The following is a 21,317-nucleotide window of genomic DNA, read 5'->3' as shown; positions in this document are numbered from 1 at the left end:
CGACCGAAGGACGCGCGCCATGAGCCCCGCCCCGTTCCCGCTCGGCCCGCCCCCGTACCCCCTGGGCGCGCCGCTCGTCCGCAGGGAAGGCCGTGAGAAGGTCACCGGCACCGCCCGTTACGCGGCCGAACACACCCCGCCGGGCTGCGCCTACGCCTGGCCGGTGCCCGCGACCGTCGCCCGGGGGCGGGTCACCGCCGTGGACACCGCGGCGGCACTGGCGCTGCCGGGGGTGTGCACGGTGCTGACCCATGAGAACGCGCTCCGCCTCGGGGAGGCCGACGACCCGACGCTGTCCCTGCTCCAGGACGACCGGGTGCCGCACCGCGGCTGGTATGTCGCACTGGCCGTGGCCGACAGCCTCGAAGCCGCCCGCGCCGCCGCCGAAGCCGTCCGCGTCAGCTATGCGCCCGAGCCGCACGACGTCCTGCTGACCACCGGTCATCCGCGGATGTACGAGCCCGAGACGGCCAACGGCGGCCATCCCGGGACCCGGGAACGCGGCGACTTCGAGAAGGCGTTCGCCGCCGCGCCGTTCACCGTCGACGCCACCTACACCGTGCCCCCGCTGCACAATCACCCGATGGAGCCGCATGCCTCCACCGCCCGGTGGACCGACGGCCATCTGACCGTCCACGACTCCAGCCAGGGGGCCACCAAGGTCTGCGAAGACCTCGCCGCACTGTTCCGGATCGACACCAGCGAGGTCACCGTCGTCTCCGAGCACGTCGGCGGCGGCTTCGGCTCCAAGGGGACGCCCCGCCCCCAGGTCGTCCTGGCCGCGATGGCCGCCCACCACACGGGGCGCCCGGTCAAACTCTCCCTGCCGCGCCGCGAGATGCCCGCGGCCGTCGGCCATCGCGCCCCCACCGTCCAGCGGGTGCGCCTCGGCGCGGGCGCCGACGGTGTCCTCACCGCCCTGTCGCACGAGATCGCCACCCACACCTCCACCGTCAAGGAGTTCGTCGAGCAGGCCGCGGTCCCGGCGCGCGTCATGTACACCTCGCCGAACAGCCGCACCGTGCACCGCGTCGTCCCGCTCGACGTACCGACCCCCTCATGGATGCGCGCACCGGGCGAGGCCCCCGGGATGTACGCCCTGGAGTCGGCCATGGACGAACTCGCCGTCGCCCTGGACATCGACCCCGTCGACCTGCGGATCCGCAATGAACCGGACACCGAGCCGGACAGCGACCGCGCTTTCAGCAGCCGCCACCTCGTCGGCGCTCTGCGGGAGGGCGCGGAGCGCTTCGGCTGGGCGTCGCGGGACCCGCGCCCGGCCGTACGCCGCCAGGGCGATCTGCTGCTGGGCACCGGCGTCGCCGCCGCCACCTACCCCGTCCTGATCGCCCCCTCCGCCGCCGAGGCGCACGCCGCCGCCGACGGCAGCTACCGGATCCGGATCAACGCCACCGACATCGGCACCGGCGCCCGCACTGTCCTCGCCCAGGTCGCCGCCGCCGCGCTGGCCGTGCCGGAGGACCTGATCCGGATCGAGATCGGCAGCAGCGATCTGCCGCCCGCGATGCTGGCCGGCGGCTCCGCGGGCACCGCGTCCTGGGGCTGGGCGGTCCACCGGGCCGGCATGGAGCTGAGGGCGCGGCTGCGGGACCACGTGGGACCGCTCCCGGCCGACGGGCTGACGGCCGCCGCGGACACCCGGCAGGAGCTCGCCGCGGGGTCCCCGTACGCCCGGCACTCGTTCGGCGCCACCTTCGCCGAGGTCCAGGTCGACACCGTCACCGGAGAGGTCCGGGTACGCCGGCTGCTGGGCGTCTACGCAGCCGGACGCATCCTCAACTCCCGTACGGCGCGCTCCCAGTTCATCGGGGGCATGACCATGGGCCTGGGGATGGCCCTCATGGAGGGGAGCGGACTGGACCCCGCGTTCGGCGACTTCGCCGAACGGGACCTGGCCTCGTACCACGTACCGGCCTGCGCCGACGTCCCGCGCATCGAGGCGTACTGGCTCGACGAGGAGGACCCCCACCTCAACCCCATGGGCAGCAAGGGCATCGGGGAGATCGGCATCGTCGGCACCGCCGCGGCCCTCGCCAACGCCGTACGGCACGCCACCGGCGTCCGGCTGCGGGACCTCCCGCTCACTCCGGACAAGGTCCTGTCCCGGCTGCGGACCGGCCCGGACGGGGCCGGGGCGGGGGACGTCGGCGGTCCGTGATCTGTTGCGGAACCCGCACGGTGGAGTCACCATGACAAATGACCCATACGTGATAAATGCTCACTCTTCGTGTTTCGGGGTTCGTTGGTCCAACGAGGTGAAGGGCGTGAGCCTCGCGGTGAGGAGCCACGACATGACACTTCCCAGCGACCGGCACTACACGGTCGAACTGCATGCTTCGGCGGAGCGTGTGCCGCAGATCCGGCGCATTCTGGCCGCGCACCTGCGGCACTGGGATCTCGAGCTGCATATCCCGCCCGTATGCCGGGGAGTGGCGGAACTCCTGACCAATGTCCATCGCCATATCGGCCCGGACGCCCGGTGCGTCGTCGAACTCCGCTGGAGCGGCCGTCACCTCACGGCCTCCGTCGCGGACGACGGACCACGGCTGCCGAAGCTGCTCAGCGCCGCGGGCGGCGGGCTCTCCAGGGTGGCGGCGGTCAGCGACAGCTGGGGCACCTGTGGCACCCCGGACGGCAAGGTCGTCTGGTTCACCCGCCGGGTCGAGGCCACCCGCAAGACCCCGCTGACGAGCCGCACACCGCTGCGCAGCGTGCCCGACGCGAAGGGCCAGCCGGCGGTGCCGCCGCCCGTACCGGTCGAGCCGCTCGTCGAGCCCGCGCCCGAGGCCGCCGCCGTGGCCGCCGCCGAGGCCGCTCCGGCAGCGTCGTCCGTGGTGTCGCTCGTCTGAACCCACGTCGAGGGGCGCCCGCGCGGCGCCCCGACGGCCCGTGGGTCGTATGAGTGCGGCAACCGGCCCGGGAGCCGCTGGGTCACCCGCTCAGCCCACGGCGCCCTCGGTCCAGGCCCGGCCGAGGATCTCCTCGACGGTCTCGTCCACCGTCTGCCGCGACGTGTCCAGCCACAGTCCGATGTCCCGCCGAGTGCCGTCCCGCAACAGCCGGTCCAGGTCCCGCACGGTCCAGTCGGTCCCGTACGCGGTCTTGGGGCGAGCCGCCTCGCGCGCCTCGACCGCCGCCGGTTCGGGGAGCAGCACGACGACCGCGAGCGGCCTCGTCGTGATGAACCCGGTCATCTCGGCGAGGTGGTCGCCGATGAGGATGTCCTGCGCGATGACGGTGAAGCCGGCCTGCGCGTACGCGTCGGCGCAGTGCGCCGTCAGCCGGTGGCGCAACCGGAGCTGGTCGACGGCGTGCTGCTCCGCGTCGGGCGTCATGGGGACCTGGCCCCGCACGATGTTGCGGCGGAAGGTGTCCCCGCGCAGATGGACGGAGCGGGGCAGGCGCTCGGCGAGCGCCTGGGCCACGGTGGACTTGCCGGCCGCCTGGATGCCGGTGATCACCACGACGCCGCCGTCGTTCCACGGCCCCTGCGGTGTCGGTCGTCCGGGGGTGCTTGAGGTCATGGTGCGGACGTGGCCTTTCTGCCGGGGGCCGGGGGCCGGGACTGTAAGTGCCGTTTCACCCTAAGGGGCTGAGGAATCCCGGGGGAGCGGACGTTGCGGGCCCCCGCGCTCGCCGGCCGCGTCCCGCCGCTCGCGTCCGGGCCCCGGCCGCCGCCCGGCCCGTTGCGTCCCGCTTGCCCGGATTGGTGCCCCGGGCTCTCGCGCGGCGCGCCCGGCAAGGGAGTTCGTCGCACGTACCCCGGTGAGTCATGTCTGTGACATTCCCTCTTCCCCGCGGCTCGTTCCTCTTGGAACACTCTGCTGACCCCAGTTTCCTCACTCTCACATGCATCACCGCACAGCCATCCCTCACCCTTTCGCGAACTCCCCCACACGACATGAGGTCCCCAAAGTCATGCCTGAACTGAATCGGCGGCGTTTCCTCCAGATCGCCGGTGCCTCCGCGGGAGTCTCGGCCCTGTCGAGCAGCATCGCCCGTGCCGCGGCCATCCCCGCCAAACGACGCTCCGGATCCCTCGACGACATCGAGCATGTCGTCGTCCTGATGCAGGAGAACCGTTCCTTCGACCACTACTTCGGCTCGATGAAGGGCGTCCGCGGCTTCGGCGACCCGCGCCCGCTCGTCCTCGAAAGCGGTAAGCCCGTCTGGCACCAGAAGGACGGCGACAAGGAGGTGCTGCCCTACCACCCGGACGCCGAAGACCTCGGCATGCAGTTCATCGAGGGCCTCGACCACGACTGGGCGGGCGGCCACAAGGCCTGGAACAACGGCAAGTACGACAACTGGATACCTGCGAAGACGGCCGGGACGATGGCCCACCTGACCCGCAAGGACATCCCGTTCCACTACGCGCTCGCCGACGCGTTCACCGTCTGCGACGCGTACCACTGCTCGTTCATGGGTGCCACCGACCCCAACCGCTACTACATGTACACGGGCCACGTCGGCAACGACGGCTCGGGCGGCGGCCCGGTTCTCGGCAACGAGGAGCTCGGCTACAGCTGGACGACGTACCCGGAGCGGCTGGAGAAGGCCGGGATCTCCTGGAAGTTCTACCAGGACATCGGTGACGGCCTGGACGCGAACGGCAAGTGGGGCTGGATCGAGGACGCCTACCGCGGCAACTACGGCGACAACTCCCTGCTCTTCTTCAACCAGTACCGCGACGCCAAGCCCGGCGACCCGCTCTTCGACAAGGCCCGCACCGGCACCAACGTCAAGCAGGGCGACGGCTACTTCGACCGGCTCAAGGCCGACGTGAAGGCCGACAAGCTGCCGCAGGTCTCCTGGGTCGCCGCCCCCGAGGCCTTCTCCGAGCACCCCAACTGGCCCGCGAACTACGGCGCCTGGTACGTCTCCCAGGTGCTGGACGCGCTCACCTCCAACCCCGAGGTGTGGAGCAAGACGGCCCTGCTCGTCACCTACGACGAGAACGACGGCTACTTCGACCACGTCCTCCCGCCCTTCCCGCCGGCCTCCGCCGACCAGGGCCTGTCCACCGTGGACACGTCGCTCGACAGCTTCGGCGGCAACGCCAAGTACGCGGCCGGTCCCTACGGCCTCGGCCAGCGCGTCCCGATGATCGTCGTCTCCCCCTGGAGCACCGGCGGTTACGTCTGCTCCGAGGTCTTCGACCACACCTCCATCATCCGGTTCCTGGAGCGCCGCTTCGGCGTGCACGAGCCCAACATCTCGCCCTGGCGGCGTGCCATCTGCGGCGACCTGACCTCGGCTTTCGACTTCGGCCTGGAGAACACCAAGCCGGCCTCGCTCCCCGCCACCGACGGCTACCAGCCGCCGGACAACGAGCGGCACGACAGCTATGTGCCGAAGCCGCCCGCCACCCCCGTGCTGCCCAAGCAGGAGCCGGGCTCCCGGCCGTCCCGCCCGCTGCCGTACGCGCCGTTGGCCGACGGGTCCGCGACCCCCTCCACCGGGCGCTACACCCTCACCTTCAGCGGCGGCGACAAGGCCGGTGCCTGCTTCACCGTCACCGCGGGCAACCGCACCGACGGCCCCTGGTCGTACACCACGGAGGCCGGCAAGAAGATCTCCGACACCTGGAACACGTCCTACTCCAAGGACGTCTACGACCTGTCGGTCTTCGGCCCGAACGGCTTTCTGCGCTCCTTCAAGGGCGACGGCAAGAAGGCCGGTCCCGAGGTGACCGCCCGCCACGACGCGACGGCCGGCCGCCTCGAACTCACCCTGACCAACCACGGCCGCACCGACTGCCACCTCACCGTCACCCACGCCTACGGCGGCGCACACGAGACCTTCACGGTCCGCGCCGGTGCCACCGTCAAGAAGCAGGTCGACCTGCGTGCCAGCAAGCGCTGGTACGACGTGTCGGTCACCTCCGACGGTGACAGCACCTTCCTGCGCCGGTTCGCCGGCCATGTGGAGAACGGCGAGCCGGGCGTGAGCGACCCGGCGATCATCACGGGCTGAGCGGGCGGACGACGTCCGTCCGGCCCGTCGGCACCACCACATGGGGCACCCGTCGTCGTATCGGCGGGTGCCCTGTGGCGTGGGGGCAGCCGGGCCGGTGCCCCCGTACCCGCCGCGGCGGTGTGGTGCGCGCTGCACCACCGCGGCACCAAACGGTCAAACGGTCAGTCGGTCAGCCGTAGTTGCAGCCAGCACGAGAGCCGTACGTCCGGGTGGTCGAGGTCGATCCCGAACAGTTCACGGGCGCGGCGGAGGCGGTACTTGAGGGTGTTGGGGTGCACGGTCAGCCGCCGGGCGGCCTCCCCGACGTTGCCGGCCGCGTCCAGCCAGGCCAGGACCGACGCCGCGTAAGCGGTGTGCCGGGTCCGGTCGTGCTCCCGCATGGCCTCGATACCGGGGTGGCGCAGACGGGGCCGGCGGTCCAGCACGTCGGCGCAGTGCAGCAGCAGGACCCGGGCGTGTACGTCGCCGAGCGCCGCGACACCGGGGGCTTTTGGGTCGGCGGTCGTCACCCGGAGGATGTCGTCCACCTCCGCGCGCAGCGCGGGCAGTTCGGCAGGGTCGTCGGCGGGGCGGCTGACCGCGCAGCGCAGCGGGGTCTCCAGGGTGCGGCCGAGCGCGGCCACGGCCTGTTCGGACAGCCGGCGGGCCTCGGCCTGGCCGGCCCGGGGCAGCAGGACGTACACCGTACGGCCGACGGTGGCCACCGCCGCCTCGGCGTGCACGGCGGCCCAGTGCCGGGCGGCCGCGGCACCCAGCCGGACCGCCTCCGGACCGGTACGGTCAGGTCCGCCCGCGGCCGGCGCACAGCCGAGGAGCGTCAGCGGCGACCCCTCCGGCAGACCGAGCTGGAAGCGGATCTCCTGCGCCGTGCCGTCGCCGCGCAGCGCCGCCCGCAGGGTGTCCTCGCGGGCCCGCAGATCCAGTTCGGCCGAACTGCGGCGGCGCAGCATGTGCAGCGCGGCGAGCCGCGCACCGTCCAGCAGCGCCCGGTCACCGGCCGCATCGAGCCGGGAGTCTCCCTCGATCGCCCAGATGGTGCCCAGCGGCAGATCGCCCGCGCGTACGGCGGCCGCGGCGCGCGGCAGCTCGTCGGGGGCGAGGACCGGCAGCCGCACGACACCGGGCGCGCCGAGCACCTCGCGGTACTGGCGCTGCTGTGCGGGCTCGTCGGGCACCCGCCGGTCCAGGATGCCGCGGCGGCGCAGCTCATCGATGCGCTGGCCCGGCAGGGACGAATACGCCAGCACCCGGTGGTCGAGGTCCTCGATCGCCACCGACCCGCCGATCACCGCGGCAACGGCATTGGCCAGCGCGAACAGCTCCTCGCTGGTACCGCCGAGGCCGGCCGGGTTTGGCGTATCCGTCAGTTCCACGGTCGGACCCTAGGCGATCGCGCCAACGACGGGGAAGGGGGTGGGGCCCAGCATGGTGCGGAGCCGATCCGGGGCCGGAGTCCGACGGGCGCACCGCGCGTCCCCGCTCCCGGCGCGACCCCAGCAAGGAGATTTCCCATGGCCGTCCCGACCACCCCCGCGGCGCCTGCCCCGCCGTCCTCCGACGCCCTGCTCGGGCTGTTCCCGCCCGGCACCACGACGGCACCGGACGGCGGGCTGCGCATCGGCGGATGCCATGTGACCGACCTCGCCGCGCGCCACGGCACCCCCGCGCTGCTCATCGACGAGGGCGCCCTGCGGGACCGGGCCGGCCGCTACGCCGACGGGCTGGCCGCGCGCCGGCCGGACTCGATGGTGGCCTTCGCCTCCAAGGCCTTCCCGTGCACCGCCGTCTACCGGCTGCTCGCCGAGGAGGGCCTCGGCGTCGATGTCGCCAGTGGCGGCGAACTGGCGCTCGCCCTCGCCGCGGGCACCGACCCGGCCAAGGTGATCGTGCACGGCAACGCCAAGTCGGAGAGCTACCTCCGGGCGGCCCTGGAGGCCGGTGTGGGCCTTGTCGTCATCGACAACTTCGACGACATCGACCGGCTGGAACACCTCATGGCCCGGGTCAAGGCCCACGGCCCCGGCCGCCGCGAGCAACCCGTCCTGGTCCGGGTCACCCCCGATGTCCGCCCCGACACCCATGAGGCGGTCTCCACCGGCCAGCGCGGCTCGAAGTTCGGACTGCTGCTGCCCCAGGCGCGCGAGGCGATCGCCCGGCTGCGCGGCAGCGCCCGGCTGCGCCTGGACGGGCTGCATGTGCACATCGGCTCGCAGATCCTCGACACCGAGCCGTTCGTCCGGGCCGTGGCGGCGGTGGCGGAACTCGGCCGGTTTCCCGTGTACGACCTCGGCGGCGGGCTGGGGGCCCGCTATACGTACCACGACCGGCCGCCGGGGATCGAGGCCTACCTCGACGCGCTGACCGCCGCGGCCGACGAGCTGCTGCCGGCCGGCGCCCGGGTCATCATCGAGCCGGGCCGGTCGATGGTCGCGGAGGCCGGTGTCTCGCTCTACCGCGTGGTGTCGGTCAAGCGGTCCGGCGGCGAGACCTTTGTCGCCGTGGACGGCGGGATGGGCGACAACCTCGAAGTCTCGCTGTACGGGCAGCGGTTCGAGGCGACCGTGGCCACCCGGGTGCGGGCCCCCGCCGACGGGCCGCCCGGCGAGTGGTGCCGTGTCGTCGGCCGGCACTGCGAGTCCGGCGATGTGCTCAGCACGGGCGTGTTCCTCCAGGACCCGCGGCCCGGGGACCTGATCGCCGTCCCGGCCACCGGCGCGTACACCTACTCCCTCGCCAACAACTACAACGCGGCCCGCCGTCCACCGGTCGTCTTCTGCCGGGACGGCCGCTCCCGCCCCGTCGTACGACGCGAGACCTACGCGGACCTGATGCGCCGCGACCTGCCCTGACGGACCCCTGACGGACTCCCTGCCCCTCCCCGGATCGAGGCCCCTGTGCGACCCGCTGATGTACTGCCCGGTCAACCACCCCGCGCCCGACCGGGCCTGCGCCACCAACTCCTGCGCCGCAAACCGCCGGAGGCCTTTCTCGCCGAGGCCGCGTCACCGGCCGGCGGCGGACTGCGCCGCACCGTGGGCGCCTTCCAGCTGACCATGATCGGTATCGGGGCGACCGTCGGCACCGGCATCTTCTTCGCCCTCAACGCCGCGGTGCCCGAGGCCGGCCCCGCCGTCCTCGTCTCCTTCGTCATCGGAGCCGTCGCGGCGGCGCTCACCGCCCTGTGCTACGCCGAACTCGCCTCCGCCGTACCGGTCTCCGGGTCCTCGTACTCCTACGCCTATGCCACGCTCGGCGAGTTCGCGGCGTACGCCGTCGGCTGGTGCCTGCTGCTGGAGTACGCGGTCTCCGGTGCGGCCATCGCGGTGAGCTGGGGCCAGTACCTCAACGACCTGACCCAGCGGGTCTTCGGCGTCCAGATGCCGGCGGCGGTCTCCGCCCCTCCCGGTCAGGGCGGCTACCTCAATGTGCCCGGCGCCGTACTGGTGCTGCTGTGCGGACTGCTGCTGGTGCGCGGCGCCAGGGAGTCGGCGCTGGTCAACACCGTGATGGTGCTGCTCAAGCTGGCGGTGCTGGGGCTGTTCGTCACGCTGGGCGCCACCGGCTTCGACCCGGCGCATCTGCACCCCTTCGCCCCGATGGGCATGGCGGGCATCGGGGCCGCCGCCTCCACGGTCTTCTTCTCCTTCATCGGGCTGGACGCGGTCTCCACGGCCGGCGAGGAGGTCCGCAACCCGCGCCGGACGCTCCCGCTCGCCATCATCGGTGCGCTGCTGGCGGTCACCACCGTGTATGTGCTGGTGGCCCTCGTCGGTGTCGGTGCCCAGCCGTGGACCGCGTTCGCGGGCCAGGAAGCGGGGCTGTCGGCGATCCTGGCGAAGGTCACCGGGGCGGGCTGGCCCGGGGTGCTGCTGTCGGCGGGCGCGGTGCTGTCCATCGTCAGCGTCACCCTGGTGGTGCTCTACGGGCAGACCCGGATCCTGTACTCCATGGGCCGGGACGGGATGCTGCCCGCCGTCTTCCACCGCGTCGATCCCCGCACCGGAACCCCGGTGCTCGGCACGGCCCTGGTCAGCGGATTCGTCGCCGTACTGGCCGCGGTCTGCCCGCTCGACGTGCTGGCGGATCTGACCAGCCTCGGCACCCTCGTCGCCTTCGTCGTGGTCTCGGTGGGCGTGATCATCCTGCGCCGTACCGCGCCCGGTCTCGCCCGTGGCTTCAAGGTGCCGGGCTATCCGGTGGTGCCGCTGCTCTCGGTGGCGTTCTGCGGCTATCTGCTCGCCGGACTGCCGCTGCCCACCTACCTCATGTTCGCCGGCTGGCTCGCCCTGGCGCTGGCCGTGTACCTCGGCTACAGCCGGCACCGTTCGCGGCTCCCATGAGCCGCGGGCCGCGGCGACCAGGTTCTCCAGTGCGGCGCGCACCTCGGGCCAGCCGCGGGTCTTCAGGCCGCAGTCGGGGTTCACCCACAGCCGTTCGGCAGGGATGGCACCGAGTCCCTTGCGCAGCAGTGCCGTTGCCTCGTCCACGTCCGGTACGCGCGGCGAGTGGATGTCATAGACACCGGGCCCCACCTCGCGCGGATAGCCGGCCGTGGCGAGCTCCCCGGCGACCTGCATATGGGAGCGGGCCGCCTCCAGGCTGATGACATCGGCGTCGAGAGCGTCGATGGCCTGAAGGATGTCGCCGAACTCCGCGTAGCACATGTGGGTGTGGATCTGGGTGTCCGGGCGGACCCCGCTGGTGGTGAGGCGGAACGCCTCGGTGGCCCAGGCCAGGTACTCCGCATGGCCGGCGGTGCGCAGCGGCAGCGTCTCGCGCAGCGCGGGCTCATCGACCTGGATCACCGAACTCCCGGCTGTTTCCAGGTCGTTCACCTCGTCCCGCAGGGCGAGCGCCACCTGCCGGGCGGTCTCGCCGAGCGGCTGGTCGTCGCGGACGAAGGACCAGGCGAGCATGGTGACCGGACCGGTGAGCATGCCCTTGACGGGCCGGTCGGTGAGCGACTGGGCGTACGTCGTCCAGCGGACCGTCATCGGCTCGGGGCGGGAGATGTCCCCGGCCAGGATCGGCGGGCGGACGTAGCGGGTGCCGTAGGACTGCACCCAGCCGTGCTGGGTGGCCAGGTAGCCGGTGAGCTGCTCGGCGAAGTACTGGACCATGTCGTTGCGCTCGGGCTCGCCGTGCACCAGGACGTCGATGCCGGCCTTTTCCTGGAAGCCGAGGACGTCGCGGATCTCGGTCTTGATGCGCTCCTCGTACCCCGCGGTGTCGATCCGCCCGGCCCGCAGATCGGCGCGGGCGGTGCGCAGTTCGGCGGTCTGCGGGAACGAGCCGATGGTGGTGGTCGGCAGCAGCGGCAGCCCCAGGTGCGCGCGCTGGGCGGCGGCGCGCTCGGCGTACGGCTGCGAACGGCGGCCGTCGGCGTCGGTGACGGCCGCGGCACGGGCGCGCACCGCCGGGTCATGGGTGAGCGCCGAACCCGCCCGGGAGGACAAGTCCGCGCGGTTGGCGGCGAGTTCGGCCGCGATGGAGCCGGTGCCCTGGGCCAGGCCACGCGCCAGCGTCACGACCTCCGCGGTCTTCTGCCGGGCGAAGGCCAGCCAGCGGGCGATCTGCGGGTCGATGTCCCGCTCGGCGGCGGCGTCCAGCGGCACATGCAGCAGCGAGCACGAGGACGAGACATCGACCCGGTCGGCCAGGCCGAGGAGGGTCCCCAGCGTGGCCAGCGACTTCTCGAAGTCGTTGATCCACACATTGCGGCCGTTGACGACACCGGCCACCAGCCGCTTGCCGGGCAGCCCGCCGACCGCCGCCAGATCACCGAGGTTGCCGGCCGCGGCACCGGTGAAGTCCAGCGCCAGTCCGTCGACGGGCGCCTTGGCCAGCACGGGCAGCGCCTCGCCCAGCCGGTCGAAGTACGAGGCGACCAGCAGCCGCGGGCGGTCGCCGAGCGTGCCGAGATCGCGGTAGGCGCGGGCCGCGGCGTCCAGCACGGCGGGGGAGCGGTCCTGCACCAGCGCCGGTTCGTCCAGCTGCACCCAGTCGGCGCCGGCCGCCCGCAGATCGGCGAGCACCTCGGCGTAGACGGGCAGCAGCCGGTCGAGCAGCGTCAACGGGTCAAAACCGGCCGCGACACCGGGCGCGGGCTTGGCCAGCAGAAGATAGGTCACCGGCCCGACGAGGACCGGGCGGGCGCTGAGGCCGAGACCGAGTGCCTCCGTCAGCTCGGCGACCTGCTTGGCGGAGTCCGCGGCGAAGACCGTGTCCGGACCCAACTCCGGTACCAGGTAGTGGTAGTTGGTGTCGAACCACTTGGTCATCTCCAGCGGCGCCACGTCCTGCGTGCCGCGGGCCATCGCGAAGTAGCCGTCCAGAGGGTCGGCGGCCACCGCGGCGCGGTGCCGGGCGGGGATCGCGCCGAGCATCACGCTGGTGTCCAGGACGTGGTCGTAGTACGAGAAGTCGCCGGTCGGCACCTCGTGGACACCGGCCTCGGCGAGCTGCTGCCAATTGCCGCGGCGCAGCTCGGCGGCGGTGCCGCGGAGGGCGTCGGCGCCGACGCGGCCCTTCCAGTAGTCCTCGATGGCCTTCTTCAGTTCACGGTGCTGCCCCTGACGGGGATAGCCGTGCACGGTGGCGTGTGCTGCCGCGGCTGCGGACGTGCTGGTCACGGAACTCTCCTTCGCGAGTGTGTCTCCATGGACCCCGGGGACGGGTCGAGGACGCGAAGGGACGGCAAACCGGACGGACCCCGGCGCATTGCCGCCGTGTGATGCCCGTCTGATGTCCGCCGACCCGCCCTCGAGGTCACCGAGATCTCCCCGCGCACCGGTCGCGCGGGGGCACTGGCAGGTCTTCGGACTCGCGGGCACGTCCGCCGAAGGCGGACATCTACTGGCCGTCGCTTCCCAGACCCGGCCGGGCCCAGTGCGTATGACGGCGGTCGTTCCCACTCACCGCTGCGGGGCAGTCCCGGATTTCCACCGGGTTCCCTCTTGCGACGCGCCTGCCTGGCGGGCAGGGCGAACCAGTTGCTGCGGCCACCCTAGGGCATGCCGTCAACGCCCCTCCCGGCCCGTGCCCCGGCCGCGGCCGGAACCGGACGCCGCCGCCGGGCCGCGTCTTGCGCTGGAGCGCGCTCCAGCTCCTAGCGTGAGCGCACCACAGGAGAGCTGCCCCGATCGAAGGGAACCACGTGCGCTACACACTGTTCGGCAGGACCGGTCTGCGGGTGAGCGAGCTGAGCCTGGGCACCATGACCATCGGCGAGGACTGGGGCTGGGGCGCGGACAAGGACACCAGCGGCCGGATCCTGGACGCGTATGCGGACGCGGGCGGCAACTTCATCGACACCGCCAACAACTACACCGAAGGCGCCTCGGAGCGGATCCTGGGGGAGCTGCTCGAAGGCCGCCGGGACAGCTTCGTCCTGGGGACCAAGTACACCTGCGCGACCCGCAAGGGCGAGGTGAACGCGGCGGGCAGCCACCGCAAGAACCTCGTCCGGTCGGTGGAGACGAGCCTGGACCGGCTGCGCACCGACCACCTCGATGTGCTGTGGGTGCACGCACGGGACAACTTCACGCCCGTGGAGGAGGTGATGCGGGCGCTGGACGACGTGGTCCGGTCCGGGAAGGTGCTCTACGTCGGCGTCTCGGACTGGCCGGCCTGGGAGATCGCGCAGGCCAACACCCTCGCCGAGCTGCGCGGCTGGACCGCGTTCGCGGGCTCGCAGCTGCGCTACAACCTGCTGGAGCGGACCCCGGAGCGCGAACTGCTGCCCCAGGCCCGCGCCTTCGACCTGGCCGTGCTGGCCTGGGCGCCGCTCGCGGCGGGCCGGCTCACCGGCAAGTACCGCCGTGGTGAGACGGGCCGGCTGGATGTCGTCGGCGAGGACGGCCGGCTCGACGACCACGCCGAGGAGACCGTCACCGCGGTGCTGGAGATCGCCGAGCAGGGCGGCTGGAGCCCGGCGCAGGTGGCGCTGGCGTGGCTGCGCAGCCGGCCCGGCAACATCATCCCGATCGTCGCCGCCACCAAGGAGAGCCAGCTCCTCGACAACCTGGCCGCCGTCGATGTCACGCTGGACGCCGACGCGCTGGCGCGGCTCGACCGGTGCAGCGCGGTGCCGCTGGGCTTCCCGCACGACTTCCTGCGGGAGCCGGGCATCACCGAGAACGTCTACGGCGACCGCTGGTCCGAGATCGATGACCGGCGCTCCACGTACCGCCGTACGACGAGCGAGATCTGCTGACCCGTACGTATCGCCGCGTACGGTGCCACGTCGCCGCCCCGGCGGCCGGCTGCCCGGTACGCCGAACGCCGCCGCCCGGATGGCCGGGCGGCGGCGTCTGCGGTCTAGTGAGGTGGGTGTGGCCCGCGCGGGCCGGACCGGCCGGACCGAAGGAGACGGACGCCCGATGAGGAAGATCGCCAGGACGGCTGTCGCCGCGGCCACCGCCGCCTTGTCCGCCGCGGACCCCGCGGCGTCCACCCGTACATGAAGGCCTCGCCCACCGTCCGCCGGCCCGGCTGCCGTCGCTCACCGTGAGGCCGGGAGAAGCCGTGGCACTGGACAACTCCGTACCGGAGCGCGGGCGGCCCCGCCGGGTCGCCCGCGGTGTCGCGCGGCTGCTGGCGGCGGCCGGGCTGGCCGTGGACGCCTACGTCCACGCCCGGCTCGCCGGCCGGTACGACGAGGTCACGGCAACCCTCGGCCAGGGCCTGCTGTTCCGCGTCGACGCCGCACTGGCCGTGCTCGCCGCCCTGCTCGTGCTGACCTGGCGCCGCCCGGCGGCCGACACCTTCGCCTGGCTCGTCGCGACGGGCGGGCTCGCGCTGCTGCTCCTCTACACCTACGTGGATCTCGGCGCGCCGGGGCCGTTGCCGGACATGTACGAACCGGGCTGGAGCGGCGAGAAGAAGCTCGCCGCCCTGGCCCAGGCCGTCGCCGCCCTGGCCACCGTCTTCCTGCTGCTCACCCGCCCCCGCGTCCTCGGCAGGCACCGCAGATGAGCGTCCCGCGCAGGGTCAGTGCGTCAGCGCGCTGCGCTGCTGCCACTGCTCCCAGCTCTCCTGCCAGACCTCCAGGCCGTTGCCGACGTCGGTCTTGTTGGTGTTGGCGGTGCCCTTCACCTCGACCGTGGAGCCGATCGGCAGGAAGTCGTAGATCCTCTTGGCGTCCGAGGTCGTCATGCCGAAGCAGCCGTGGCTGTTGTTCTCCACACCGATCGACTTGTTCCACGGGGCGGAGTGCAGGAAGGTCCCGGACGCGGTGAGGTGGGTGACCCACTTGGAGGGCAGGCTCCACTCGTCGCCGTGGCCGATGGTGGCGGAATCCATCGTCTCGGCCGCGTTCTTGCTGCGTACGGTGTGCACCCCGCCGCGGGTCGGGTCCTGCGGGGAGCCCGCGGAGCCGGTGATGCTGCCGACGCTCTTGCCGTTCTCGTACATCGTCAGCGTGTGCGAGGGCACATCGATGACGGCCTTGTGGTCGGCGCCGATGCGGAAGCCGAAGTCGTAGTCGCGGGCGAACCAGCCGCCGTCGTCACCGGAGTTGATCCCGGACAGGGCGCCCTTGACGGAGACCTTGGTGCCGGACGGCCAGTAGTCCTTGGGACGCCAGTCGATCCGGTCCTTGCCGGAGTAGTCCTTGACCCAGCCCCAGGCGCCCTGCACCTTCGGCTGGGTGGTGACCTTCAGCGCCTTCTCGATGTCGGCGCGCCGGTCCTTCGCTATCGGGTGGTCGAAGAGGATCGACACCGGCATTCCGGTGCCCACCGTCTGCCCGCCGCCGGGGGTGTTGGTGAGCTTGTTGACCTTGTCGGCCCGCTCCGTGGTGAACTTCGACGTGGCGGAGGATTCCTTGCCCTGCGTCGACTTGGTCCTGGTCTGCACCGTGTAGGTGGTCTGCGGCTTGACCTTGCCGTCCGACTTCCATGACGCGCCGTCACCGGCGAGCCGCCCGGCGACCGTGCCGCCCTTGTCGTCCTTGACCTCGACCGAGGTGAGCTTTCCGCCGTCGGCCCGCACGGATATCTCGGAGCCGAGCTTGGCCGAGGTGTTTCCGGCGGCCGGGGTGACGGTCACCTTCGCCGCGGGCTGGTCCGACTTCGACGCGTCGGCACCCGACCCGCACGCGCTCAACAGCGTGCCCGCCGCTATCAGAGCGGGTATCAACCGGGCGGGGTGGCGACGTGATCCGGCGTACACGGGGATCCCTCCAAAGCAGAACAACTGACAGTGGCGGGGCCCGGTCCCGTGCGGGGATATCCGTCCAGGGCCGTCGATGCGCCCGCCGCATGTACAGAGGGTTTGTCTGCTTCGGTGGTTGTCCGGTGTGCCGGATCATTAGGACACAGTTCGATTTCGGAGACATGACGAAGCGGCGGGCGGCCTGCCGGCTGCCCGCCGCGCTCCCGTATGCGGCCTGCCTCAGCTGGACGGCGGTGTGTCGCCGCCTCCCGGCTGGGTGACTTCGCCCCCGTGTGACCCGCTGCTGCCCGGTGTCCCCCCGCCGGTCGAGCCGCCGGTTGCGTCTCCGCCGGTCGTGCCCTCGGAGGCGGTCGGGGACTGGTCGCTCGGCCCGCCGGTGGTGTCGGACCCTCCGGTGTCCGCCGGTGACTCGGGGGAGGCCGTGCCGGTGTCCGAGCCCGGGGGGCCGGATGTCCCCGTCGAGGTCTCACCGGCCGACGGCGAGCCGTTCGGCGGGGACTCGGAGGTCGTGGGCCCGCTGGGGGTTTCGTCCGGCGGAGCCGTCGGGGTGTCCGTGGTGCCGGTGCTGCCCTCGGGGCGCTTGAACCACTTGCCCGTCTTCGGGTCGCGCAGCACGAATTCCTTGATCTTGGTCTTCGCGGGCTTGACGACGACCGCGTTCGAGGGCTCGTATCCGGGCCACTTGGTACCGACCGTCTTCACATTGCCCTGGAGGGGAGTCGGCTCCGTGAGCGGATTCCCGCACTTGCAGCGCACCCGCGGCACCCCGTACGAGTCGACCATGACCGCCGTGCCGGCCTGGAGGACCGACTGGAAGGCGGTGGCCTTGCCGTCCTTGAAACCGTGGTTGGTGACCCGGGTGTCGTAGGCCAGCTGTAGGGGCGTCAGCGACCGCAGATAGGACGGGACCTGACCCGGCTTCCTGCCCAGGACCCCGGCGAACGCCTGGTTCCGCTCGGGGCTGCCGGTCAGATACGTGATCTGCTTCTCGACATCACAGCTCGCACTGTTCCGGGTACCGCCGTAGAGGCCGGGCGTCGCGCCCTCGAAGGTGCTGTTCCCGCCGCCGGACGGCTTTCTGGGCTTGGCGGACGAGGTCGGGGAGGAGTCGTTCGCCGTCGACTTGGTGACCGGGTCCTGGCCGGTCGAGGCGGCCGGTTCGGCGAACACCTCGCTGGTGCCGGAGCTCGGCCGGGTGAGCACCATCGTCACGATCACTGCGGCGACCACGGCGGCCGCGATGATGGCGACCCGCGGCGCGGACCGCCACCAGGGCTTGCCGCCCCCGGCCGCCCCGCCTGCGCCGCCGCCCCCGCCGCGCCCGGAACCGCCGCCTCCGCCCCCGCCGCCTCCGTCGCCCTCACCGGGGCCGCCCGGGGGAATGCGGGATCCCGGCTCGGTGGGCTCCTCCGGCGGTGTCCGCCCCGGTGCCGGGCCCACCTGCGTGGGCTCGTACGACGGTTCGGAGGACGGGCCGGACAGCGGGCCCGACGGGGGGCCGGTCGGGTGGCTGTCAGGCGGCGGTGGAGATGTCACGGGTCCCTCTTCCGACGCTGGCGGGCCATCCGGCGGTGCGAATTTTGCCCGTTTTTGTCAATGTCCAGACCATTGTGTGCCCGGGTGTGATGCCGTCCGCAAGCGGGGTGGCGCGCCGCTGCTTACGGTGGTGCGTGCATGCCGTGAATGCTGGACATGTACAGAGTTGGGCTCATTGCCCCGCTGTGACGGATGGCCAGAAGTCCGTGCATGTCGGCCGAGAGGTCCTTCCAGACGGATCGTGGGTACGCGGTCCCGTGACCGGCAGGAGAGAGCGTGAGCCAGATGCGAGGCCCCGCGCCGGACGGTTCGCCGGGCCCGGTCCGCCGCCACGGCGCACCGCCCGCCGTACTGGCCTGGGCACAAGCGCTCGGCGCGGCCGTGGCGGGCCTCGTCACCATGCTCGTGGTCGCCGCACTCGGCCTGTGGGCGGCGGGCGCGGCGGACCTTCCCGGCGGTGCGTTCCCCTCCGTGGTCGCGGCCACGGTGCTGGTCGCGGCCGGCGGTTCGGTCGGTCTCTACGGCGACGTCGGCAACCTCGCGCAGGCCGATGCCGCGCTCGACGTCGTACCGCTGTCGGTCACGCTCGCCGGCGCGCTGGTGACCGCCGCCGTTTTCCTGCTGCCGCTGCGCCACCGGGCGGTGGCCGGCACCCGGGAGCTGCTCGCCCGGATCGCCCGAACGGCGGTGTGCTGGCTGGTGCTTCTGCTGCTGCTCACGCTCGCCGCCCGGCACAGCTTCCGGATCTCCGTCGGCAACGGCCTCGCCGAACAGCTCGGCGCCGAGCTGGGCGCCACCCCCACCCTCGGCTTCCGCGCCGATGTGCCCGCGACGCTCGGGTTCGGGCTGCTGTGGGTGCTGGCGCTGCTCGTGCTGACCTTCGTCGTCTCGCGCCGGGCCCCGCTCTCCTCCCGGCTGCTGCACTTCCAGGATTCCGTACGGCCGCCCGCCTTCGCGATGCTGATGACACTGCTCGGCTATGTCGTGATCGGTCTGGTCGCCGGCATCGTCGAGCTCTGCACCAACGGGCGCCCGGCCCAGACCCTCGCCGTCATCTTGCTCGGACTGCCGAACCTCGCCTGGATGGCGCTGGGCATCGGCACCGGCGGCGCCTGGGTGGGCCATGTCGACAAAGCCATCGGACTGCCCCTGCCGCCCGCCCTCGCCGAGGCGCTCCGCGCCGACGGGCAGCGGACCCTCGACCTCGGCTCGCTCTCCCGCTACGACGGCCGGGTCTGGTACCTGGTGGCGGTGGCGGCCGTGGTGCTGCTCGTCGCCGCCTTCACCGCGGCGGTCCGCTCCCCGGCCCGGCGGCCGGCCTGGCGGCACGCCGTCGAGATGGCCGTGGCACTGGCGCTCACCCTGCTCATCGTCGGACTGCTCACCCGGATCTCCGCCCACTACGGACTCTCCCTGATCGGCCTCGGCGACCTCGGCGGCGACCTGGGCGGCAAGATCACCCTCGACCCGCAACTGCTCCGGCTGGTGGGCGTCGGCCTCGCCTGGGGGCTGGTCACCGGCTTCGTCGGCAGCGTGTCGGCCCGGCGGGTACGGCATCCGGGCGAGGTACGGGAGGCGGACGAGGCGCGGGAGCGCTAGGGGGCGGCGACCCGATCTCCGGTGGACCCATGAAGTGCGGGCGCCGCAGTGCCGGGACGCCGTGTGGCGCGGGAGCCGTAGCAGCCCCTGACTACCCCGCGCGGCCCGGGAACATCGGGGTCGCCCAGCGCGGCGGTGGCGGGGGAGCGGCGCTGCGCCGGCCGCCCGGGTCCGCCTGGGCGTCCACCTGTGTCATGGCGTGCTCGGGCGGGGTGCCCGCGGCCGCCCCGGGGGCAGCGGTCCGCCCGGCCGCGCGCAGCGCCGCCACAAACCCCCGGCAGGTCTCGTAGCGGTCCTCGGGCACCTTGGCCAGGGCTTCGGCGAAGACCGCGTCGACGGCCTCCGGCAGATCCGGGCGCAGCTCGGTGGCTGCCGGCGGCGGATCGTACTGGTGCGCCCACAGCAGTGCCATGTCGTCATCGCGCCGGAACGGCGGTGCCCCCGTCAGCATCTCGAACAGGACGCAGGCCAGGCTGTAGACGTCGCAGCGGCCGTCCACCGGGCGGCCGGAGATCTGCTCGGGCGCCACATAGTCGAGCGTGCCGACGAACTGGCCGACGCTGGTGAACCCGGTCAGCGACAGGGACTTCTTCGTCAGCCCGAAATCGGTGAGATAGGCGTGCTCGGGGCGGTCGCTGTCGGTGCCCTCGGCGATGAGGATGTTGCCCGGTTTGACGTCCCGGTGCACCAGGTCGTGTGCATGGGCGGCGTCCAGCGCGGAGGCGACCTGGAGGGCGATCCGGCAGGCGGTCTCCAAAGACAGCGGTCCGTCGCGGTCGAGCAGCGCCCGCAGATCCCGCCCCCGGACGTAGCGCATCGCGATGTAGAGCACGCCGTCGGTCTCCCCGGCCTCGAAGACCGGCACGATGTGCGGGTGGTCGATCGCCGCGGCCACCCGCGATTCATGGGCGAAGCGCTGGCGGAAGGTGTCGTTCCGGGCGAGCTCGGGCGCCAGCAGCTTCACCGCCACGGTACGGCCGAGCCGCAGATCTTCCGCGCGGTAGACCACCGCCATCCCGCCCCGGCCGATCTCGTCCTGGAGCAGGTACTCGGCGATCCGGCGCCCGCTCAGCCCTGAGGAGTCGGGAGCGGTGGACCGCTCCTGGCGCTGGTGGGGCGCTTCCCGCTCGTCGTTGTTCACCGGAGGTCACCCACGGGGTTCGGTGGCTGCGGCGGGGACTCGCCGGGGCGCACGGCCCGGGTCCGGTCGGGGTCCGGCGGGGGCGGCGGGGCCGGCTGACCGTCCGACGGACGCGGCGCATCGGCTTCCGGCCCGGAACCGGACCCGGTTTCGGTCTTCGGCTCGGCCGCTGCCCCTGCCCCGGCCCCGCGCTCGGCCCCGTTCCCGCGCTCCGTCCCGTTCCCGATCTCCGTCCCGCTCCCGGCGTCGCCCGGCGGGTCGGGGAGGGCGGCCGGTTCGACGGGTTCGGCCCGTTCGGCCGGGTCCGCCGCCCCTCCCGGCTCGTCCTGTTCCCCGGAGCTCGCCCCCGACGCCGCTCGCTCCCCCGACCGCGACGACGGCCCCGCCGTCACCGCGTACGTCTGCAACGACACCCCGTCGCAGAAGCACCACCGCTCGTGCCGTGCGTCGTACAGCCACACCGCATCGCCGTCCACGACCACCCCCAGCCGGGTGCCCCGGGTGCGCCGGGTGAACGACTCGCCGTCCAGCCGGCCGGCGGCCAGTTCCTCGATCAGCTGCCGGTAGCGGCTCAGGTCGCTCTCCACCGCGCCCAGCAGCGGACGGGGGTCCGCGGTCCGGGCGGCGGGCTGAGCCGCGGCCGGCGGCTCGTGCGGTACGGACAGCAGCAGCCGGCCGTCCACCCAGGCCGACCAGCCGTTGGAGCACAGTGCGCGCGCCCAGTCGCCGCGGCGCTCGACGACCTGGACCGGCAGCAGCGGATCGAGCGGCGCGGTCGGCCGGGTGGTGTCCGGCGCCGTCCAGGTCGCCATCCCTTCCGGGGGGACGACATGGCTGGGGAGGAACTCGGGCGCGGTCACAGGCG

Annotated in this window: 14 protein-coding genes, 1 pseudogene and 1 riboswitch; of the genes and pseudogenes, 8 read left to right on the top strand and 7 right to left on the bottom strand. The window is 72.7% G+C overall.

The features are described from left to right. The first annotated feature begins 19 nt into the window (after positions 1 to 19). Together M8I34_RS18875 and M8I34_RS18870 are read left to right on the top strand one after the other, a co-directional pair. Positions 20 to 2,179, top strand: a complete 2,160-nt coding sequence (locus M8I34_RS18875; RefSeq protein WP_250050589.1) for a xanthine dehydrogenase family protein molybdopterin-binding subunit — start codon at positions 20 to 22, stop codon at positions 2,177 to 2,179. A 133-nt stretch (positions 2,180 to 2,312) separates the two neighbouring features. Then, on the top strand, positions 2,313 to 2,870 hold the full coding sequence (locus M8I34_RS18870) for an ATP-binding protein (RefSeq protein WP_250050588.1): 558 nt from the start codon (positions 2,313 to 2,315) through the stop codon (positions 2,868 to 2,870). 90 nt (positions 2,871 to 2,960) lie between these two features. Here the strand turns inward: M8I34_RS18870 and M8I34_RS18865 are convergent, their stop codons facing one another. Next, entirely contained in the window at positions 2,961 to 3,545 is a 585-nt protein-coding gene (locus M8I34_RS18865; protein ID WP_250050587.1) for an AAA family ATPase, read from the bottom strand. Between the two features lie 394 nt (positions 3,546 to 3,939). On the opposite strand from M8I34_RS18865, the gene M8I34_RS18860 reads away from it, so the two are divergent. Continuing rightward, on the top strand, positions 3,940 to 5,997 hold the full coding sequence (locus M8I34_RS18860) for a phosphocholine-specific phospholipase C (RefSeq protein ID WP_250050586.1): 2,058 nt from the start codon (positions 3,940 to 3,942) through the stop codon (positions 5,995 to 5,997). A 164-nt stretch (positions 5,998 to 6,161) separates the two neighbouring features. Here the strand turns inward: M8I34_RS18860 and M8I34_RS18855 are convergent, their stop codons facing one another. Then, positions 6,162 to 7,373, bottom strand: coding sequence for a CdaR family transcriptional regulator (locus M8I34_RS18855; RefSeq protein WP_250050585.1), 1,212 nt, complete (start codon positions 7,371 to 7,373; stop codon positions 6,162 to 6,164). A 138-nt stretch (positions 7,374 to 7,511) separates the two neighbouring features. Between M8I34_RS18855 and lysA the strand changes: the two genes are divergently transcribed. Then, positions 7,512 to 8,849, top strand: coding sequence for a diaminopimelate decarboxylase (gene lysA, locus M8I34_RS18850; RefSeq protein ID WP_250050584.1), 1,338 nt, complete (start codon positions 7,512 to 7,514; stop codon positions 8,847 to 8,849). 204 nt (positions 8,850 to 9,053) lie between these two features. After that, positions 9,054 to 10,340, top strand: coding sequence for an APC family permease (locus tag M8I34_RS18845; RefSeq protein WP_250050611.1), 1,287 nt, complete (start codon positions 9,054 to 9,056; stop codon positions 10,338 to 10,340). A 3-nt stretch (positions 10,341 to 10,343) separates the two neighbouring features. Here M8I34_RS18845 and metE read toward each other — a convergent pair. Continuing rightward, a pseudogene (gene metE, locus M8I34_RS18840) lies at positions 10,344 to 12,632 on the bottom strand (5-methyltetrahydropteroyltriglutamate--homocysteine S-methyltransferase); the annotation flags it as partial. A gap of 173 nt (positions 12,633 to 12,805) precedes the next feature. Then, a riboswitch (cobalamin riboswitch) is annotated at positions 12,806 to 12,993 on the bottom strand. A 163-nt stretch (positions 12,994 to 13,156) separates the two neighbouring features. Between metE and M8I34_RS18835 the strand changes: the two are divergent. Both M8I34_RS18835 and M8I34_RS18830 read left to right on the top strand, forming a co-directional pair. Next, positions 13,157 to 14,215 (top strand): aldo/keto reductase, encoded by a 1,059-nt coding sequence (locus tag M8I34_RS18835; RefSeq protein ID WP_250050583.1) that lies wholly within the window; start codon positions 13,157 to 13,159, stop codon positions 14,213 to 14,215. Between the two features lie 311 nt (positions 14,216 to 14,526). Continuing rightward, positions 14,527 to 14,976 (top strand): hypothetical protein, encoded by a 450-nt coding sequence (locus tag M8I34_RS18830; protein ID WP_250050582.1) that lies wholly within the window; start codon positions 14,527 to 14,529, stop codon positions 14,974 to 14,976. A 15-nt stretch (positions 14,977 to 14,991) separates the two neighbouring features. Here M8I34_RS18830 and M8I34_RS18825 read toward each other — a convergent pair whose 3' ends face one another. Next, positions 14,992 to 16,173 (bottom strand): Ig-like domain-containing protein, encoded by a 1,182-nt coding sequence (locus M8I34_RS18825; protein WP_250050581.1) that lies wholly within the window; start codon positions 16,171 to 16,173, stop codon positions 14,992 to 14,994. A 222-nt stretch (positions 16,174 to 16,395) separates the two neighbouring features. Continuing rightward, a complete protein-coding gene (locus M8I34_RS18820) occupies positions 16,396 to 17,712 on the bottom strand; it encodes a DUF6777 domain-containing protein (RefSeq protein ID WP_250050580.1) in 1,317 nt (438 codons plus the stop codon). A 276-nt stretch (positions 17,713 to 17,988) separates the two neighbouring features. On the opposite strand from M8I34_RS18820, the gene M8I34_RS18815 reads away from it, so the two are divergent. Next, positions 17,989 to 19,311 (top strand): streptophobe family protein, encoded by a 1,323-nt coding sequence (locus M8I34_RS18815; RefSeq protein ID WP_374210935.1) that lies wholly within the window; start codon positions 17,989 to 17,991, stop codon positions 19,309 to 19,311. Positions 19,312 to 19,402: 91 nt separating this feature from the next. Here M8I34_RS18815 and M8I34_RS18810 read toward each other — a convergent pair whose 3' ends face one another. Both M8I34_RS18810 and M8I34_RS18805 read right to left on the bottom strand, forming a co-directional pair. Continuing rightward, on the bottom strand, positions 19,403 to 20,383 hold the full coding sequence (locus M8I34_RS18810) for a serine/threonine-protein kinase (protein WP_250050609.1): 981 nt from the start codon (positions 20,381 to 20,383) through the stop codon (positions 19,403 to 19,405). Between the two features lie 65 nt (positions 20,384 to 20,448). Next, on the bottom strand, positions 20,449 to 21,312 hold the full coding sequence (locus M8I34_RS18805) for a hypothetical protein (protein ID WP_250050579.1): 864 nt from the start codon (positions 21,310 to 21,312) through the stop codon (positions 20,449 to 20,451). Positions 21,313 to 21,317 lie beyond the last annotated feature (5 nt).

The sequence above is a fragment of the Streptomyces sp. MCA2 genome (assembly GCF_023544705.1).
Classification (GTDB): domain Bacteria; phylum Actinomycetota; class Actinomycetes; order Streptomycetales; family Streptomycetaceae; genus Streptomyces; species Streptomyces decoyicus.
Note: the sequence above shows the minus strand (reverse complement) of the source record. Positions and strands in the feature narration are given on the sequence as shown.

Excerpts from the sequence above, each read along its gene's own strand:
- M8I34_RS18875 (WP_250050589.1), top strand. The coding sequence starts at position 20 with ATGAGCCCCGCCCCGTTCCCGCTCGGCCCGCCCCCGTACCCCCTGGGC.
- M8I34_RS18860 (WP_250050586.1), top strand. The coding sequence starts at position 3,940 with ATGCCTGAACTGAATCGGCGGCGTTTCCTCCAGATCGCCGGTGCCTCC.
- M8I34_RS18870 (WP_250050588.1), top strand. The coding sequence starts at position 2,313 with ATGACACTTCCCAGCGACCGGCACTACACGGTCGAACTGCATGCTTCG.
- lysA (WP_250050584.1), top strand. The coding sequence starts at position 7,512 with ATGGCCGTCCCGACCACCCCCGCGGCGCCTGCCCCGCCGTCCTCCGAC.
- M8I34_RS18865 (WP_250050587.1), bottom strand. The coding sequence starts at position 3,545 with ATGACCTCAAGCACCCCCGGACGACCGACACCGCAGGGGCCGTGGAAC.
- M8I34_RS18845 (WP_250050611.1), top strand. The coding sequence starts at position 9,054 with ATGATCGGTATCGGGGCGACCGTCGGCACCGGCATCTTCTTCGCCCTC.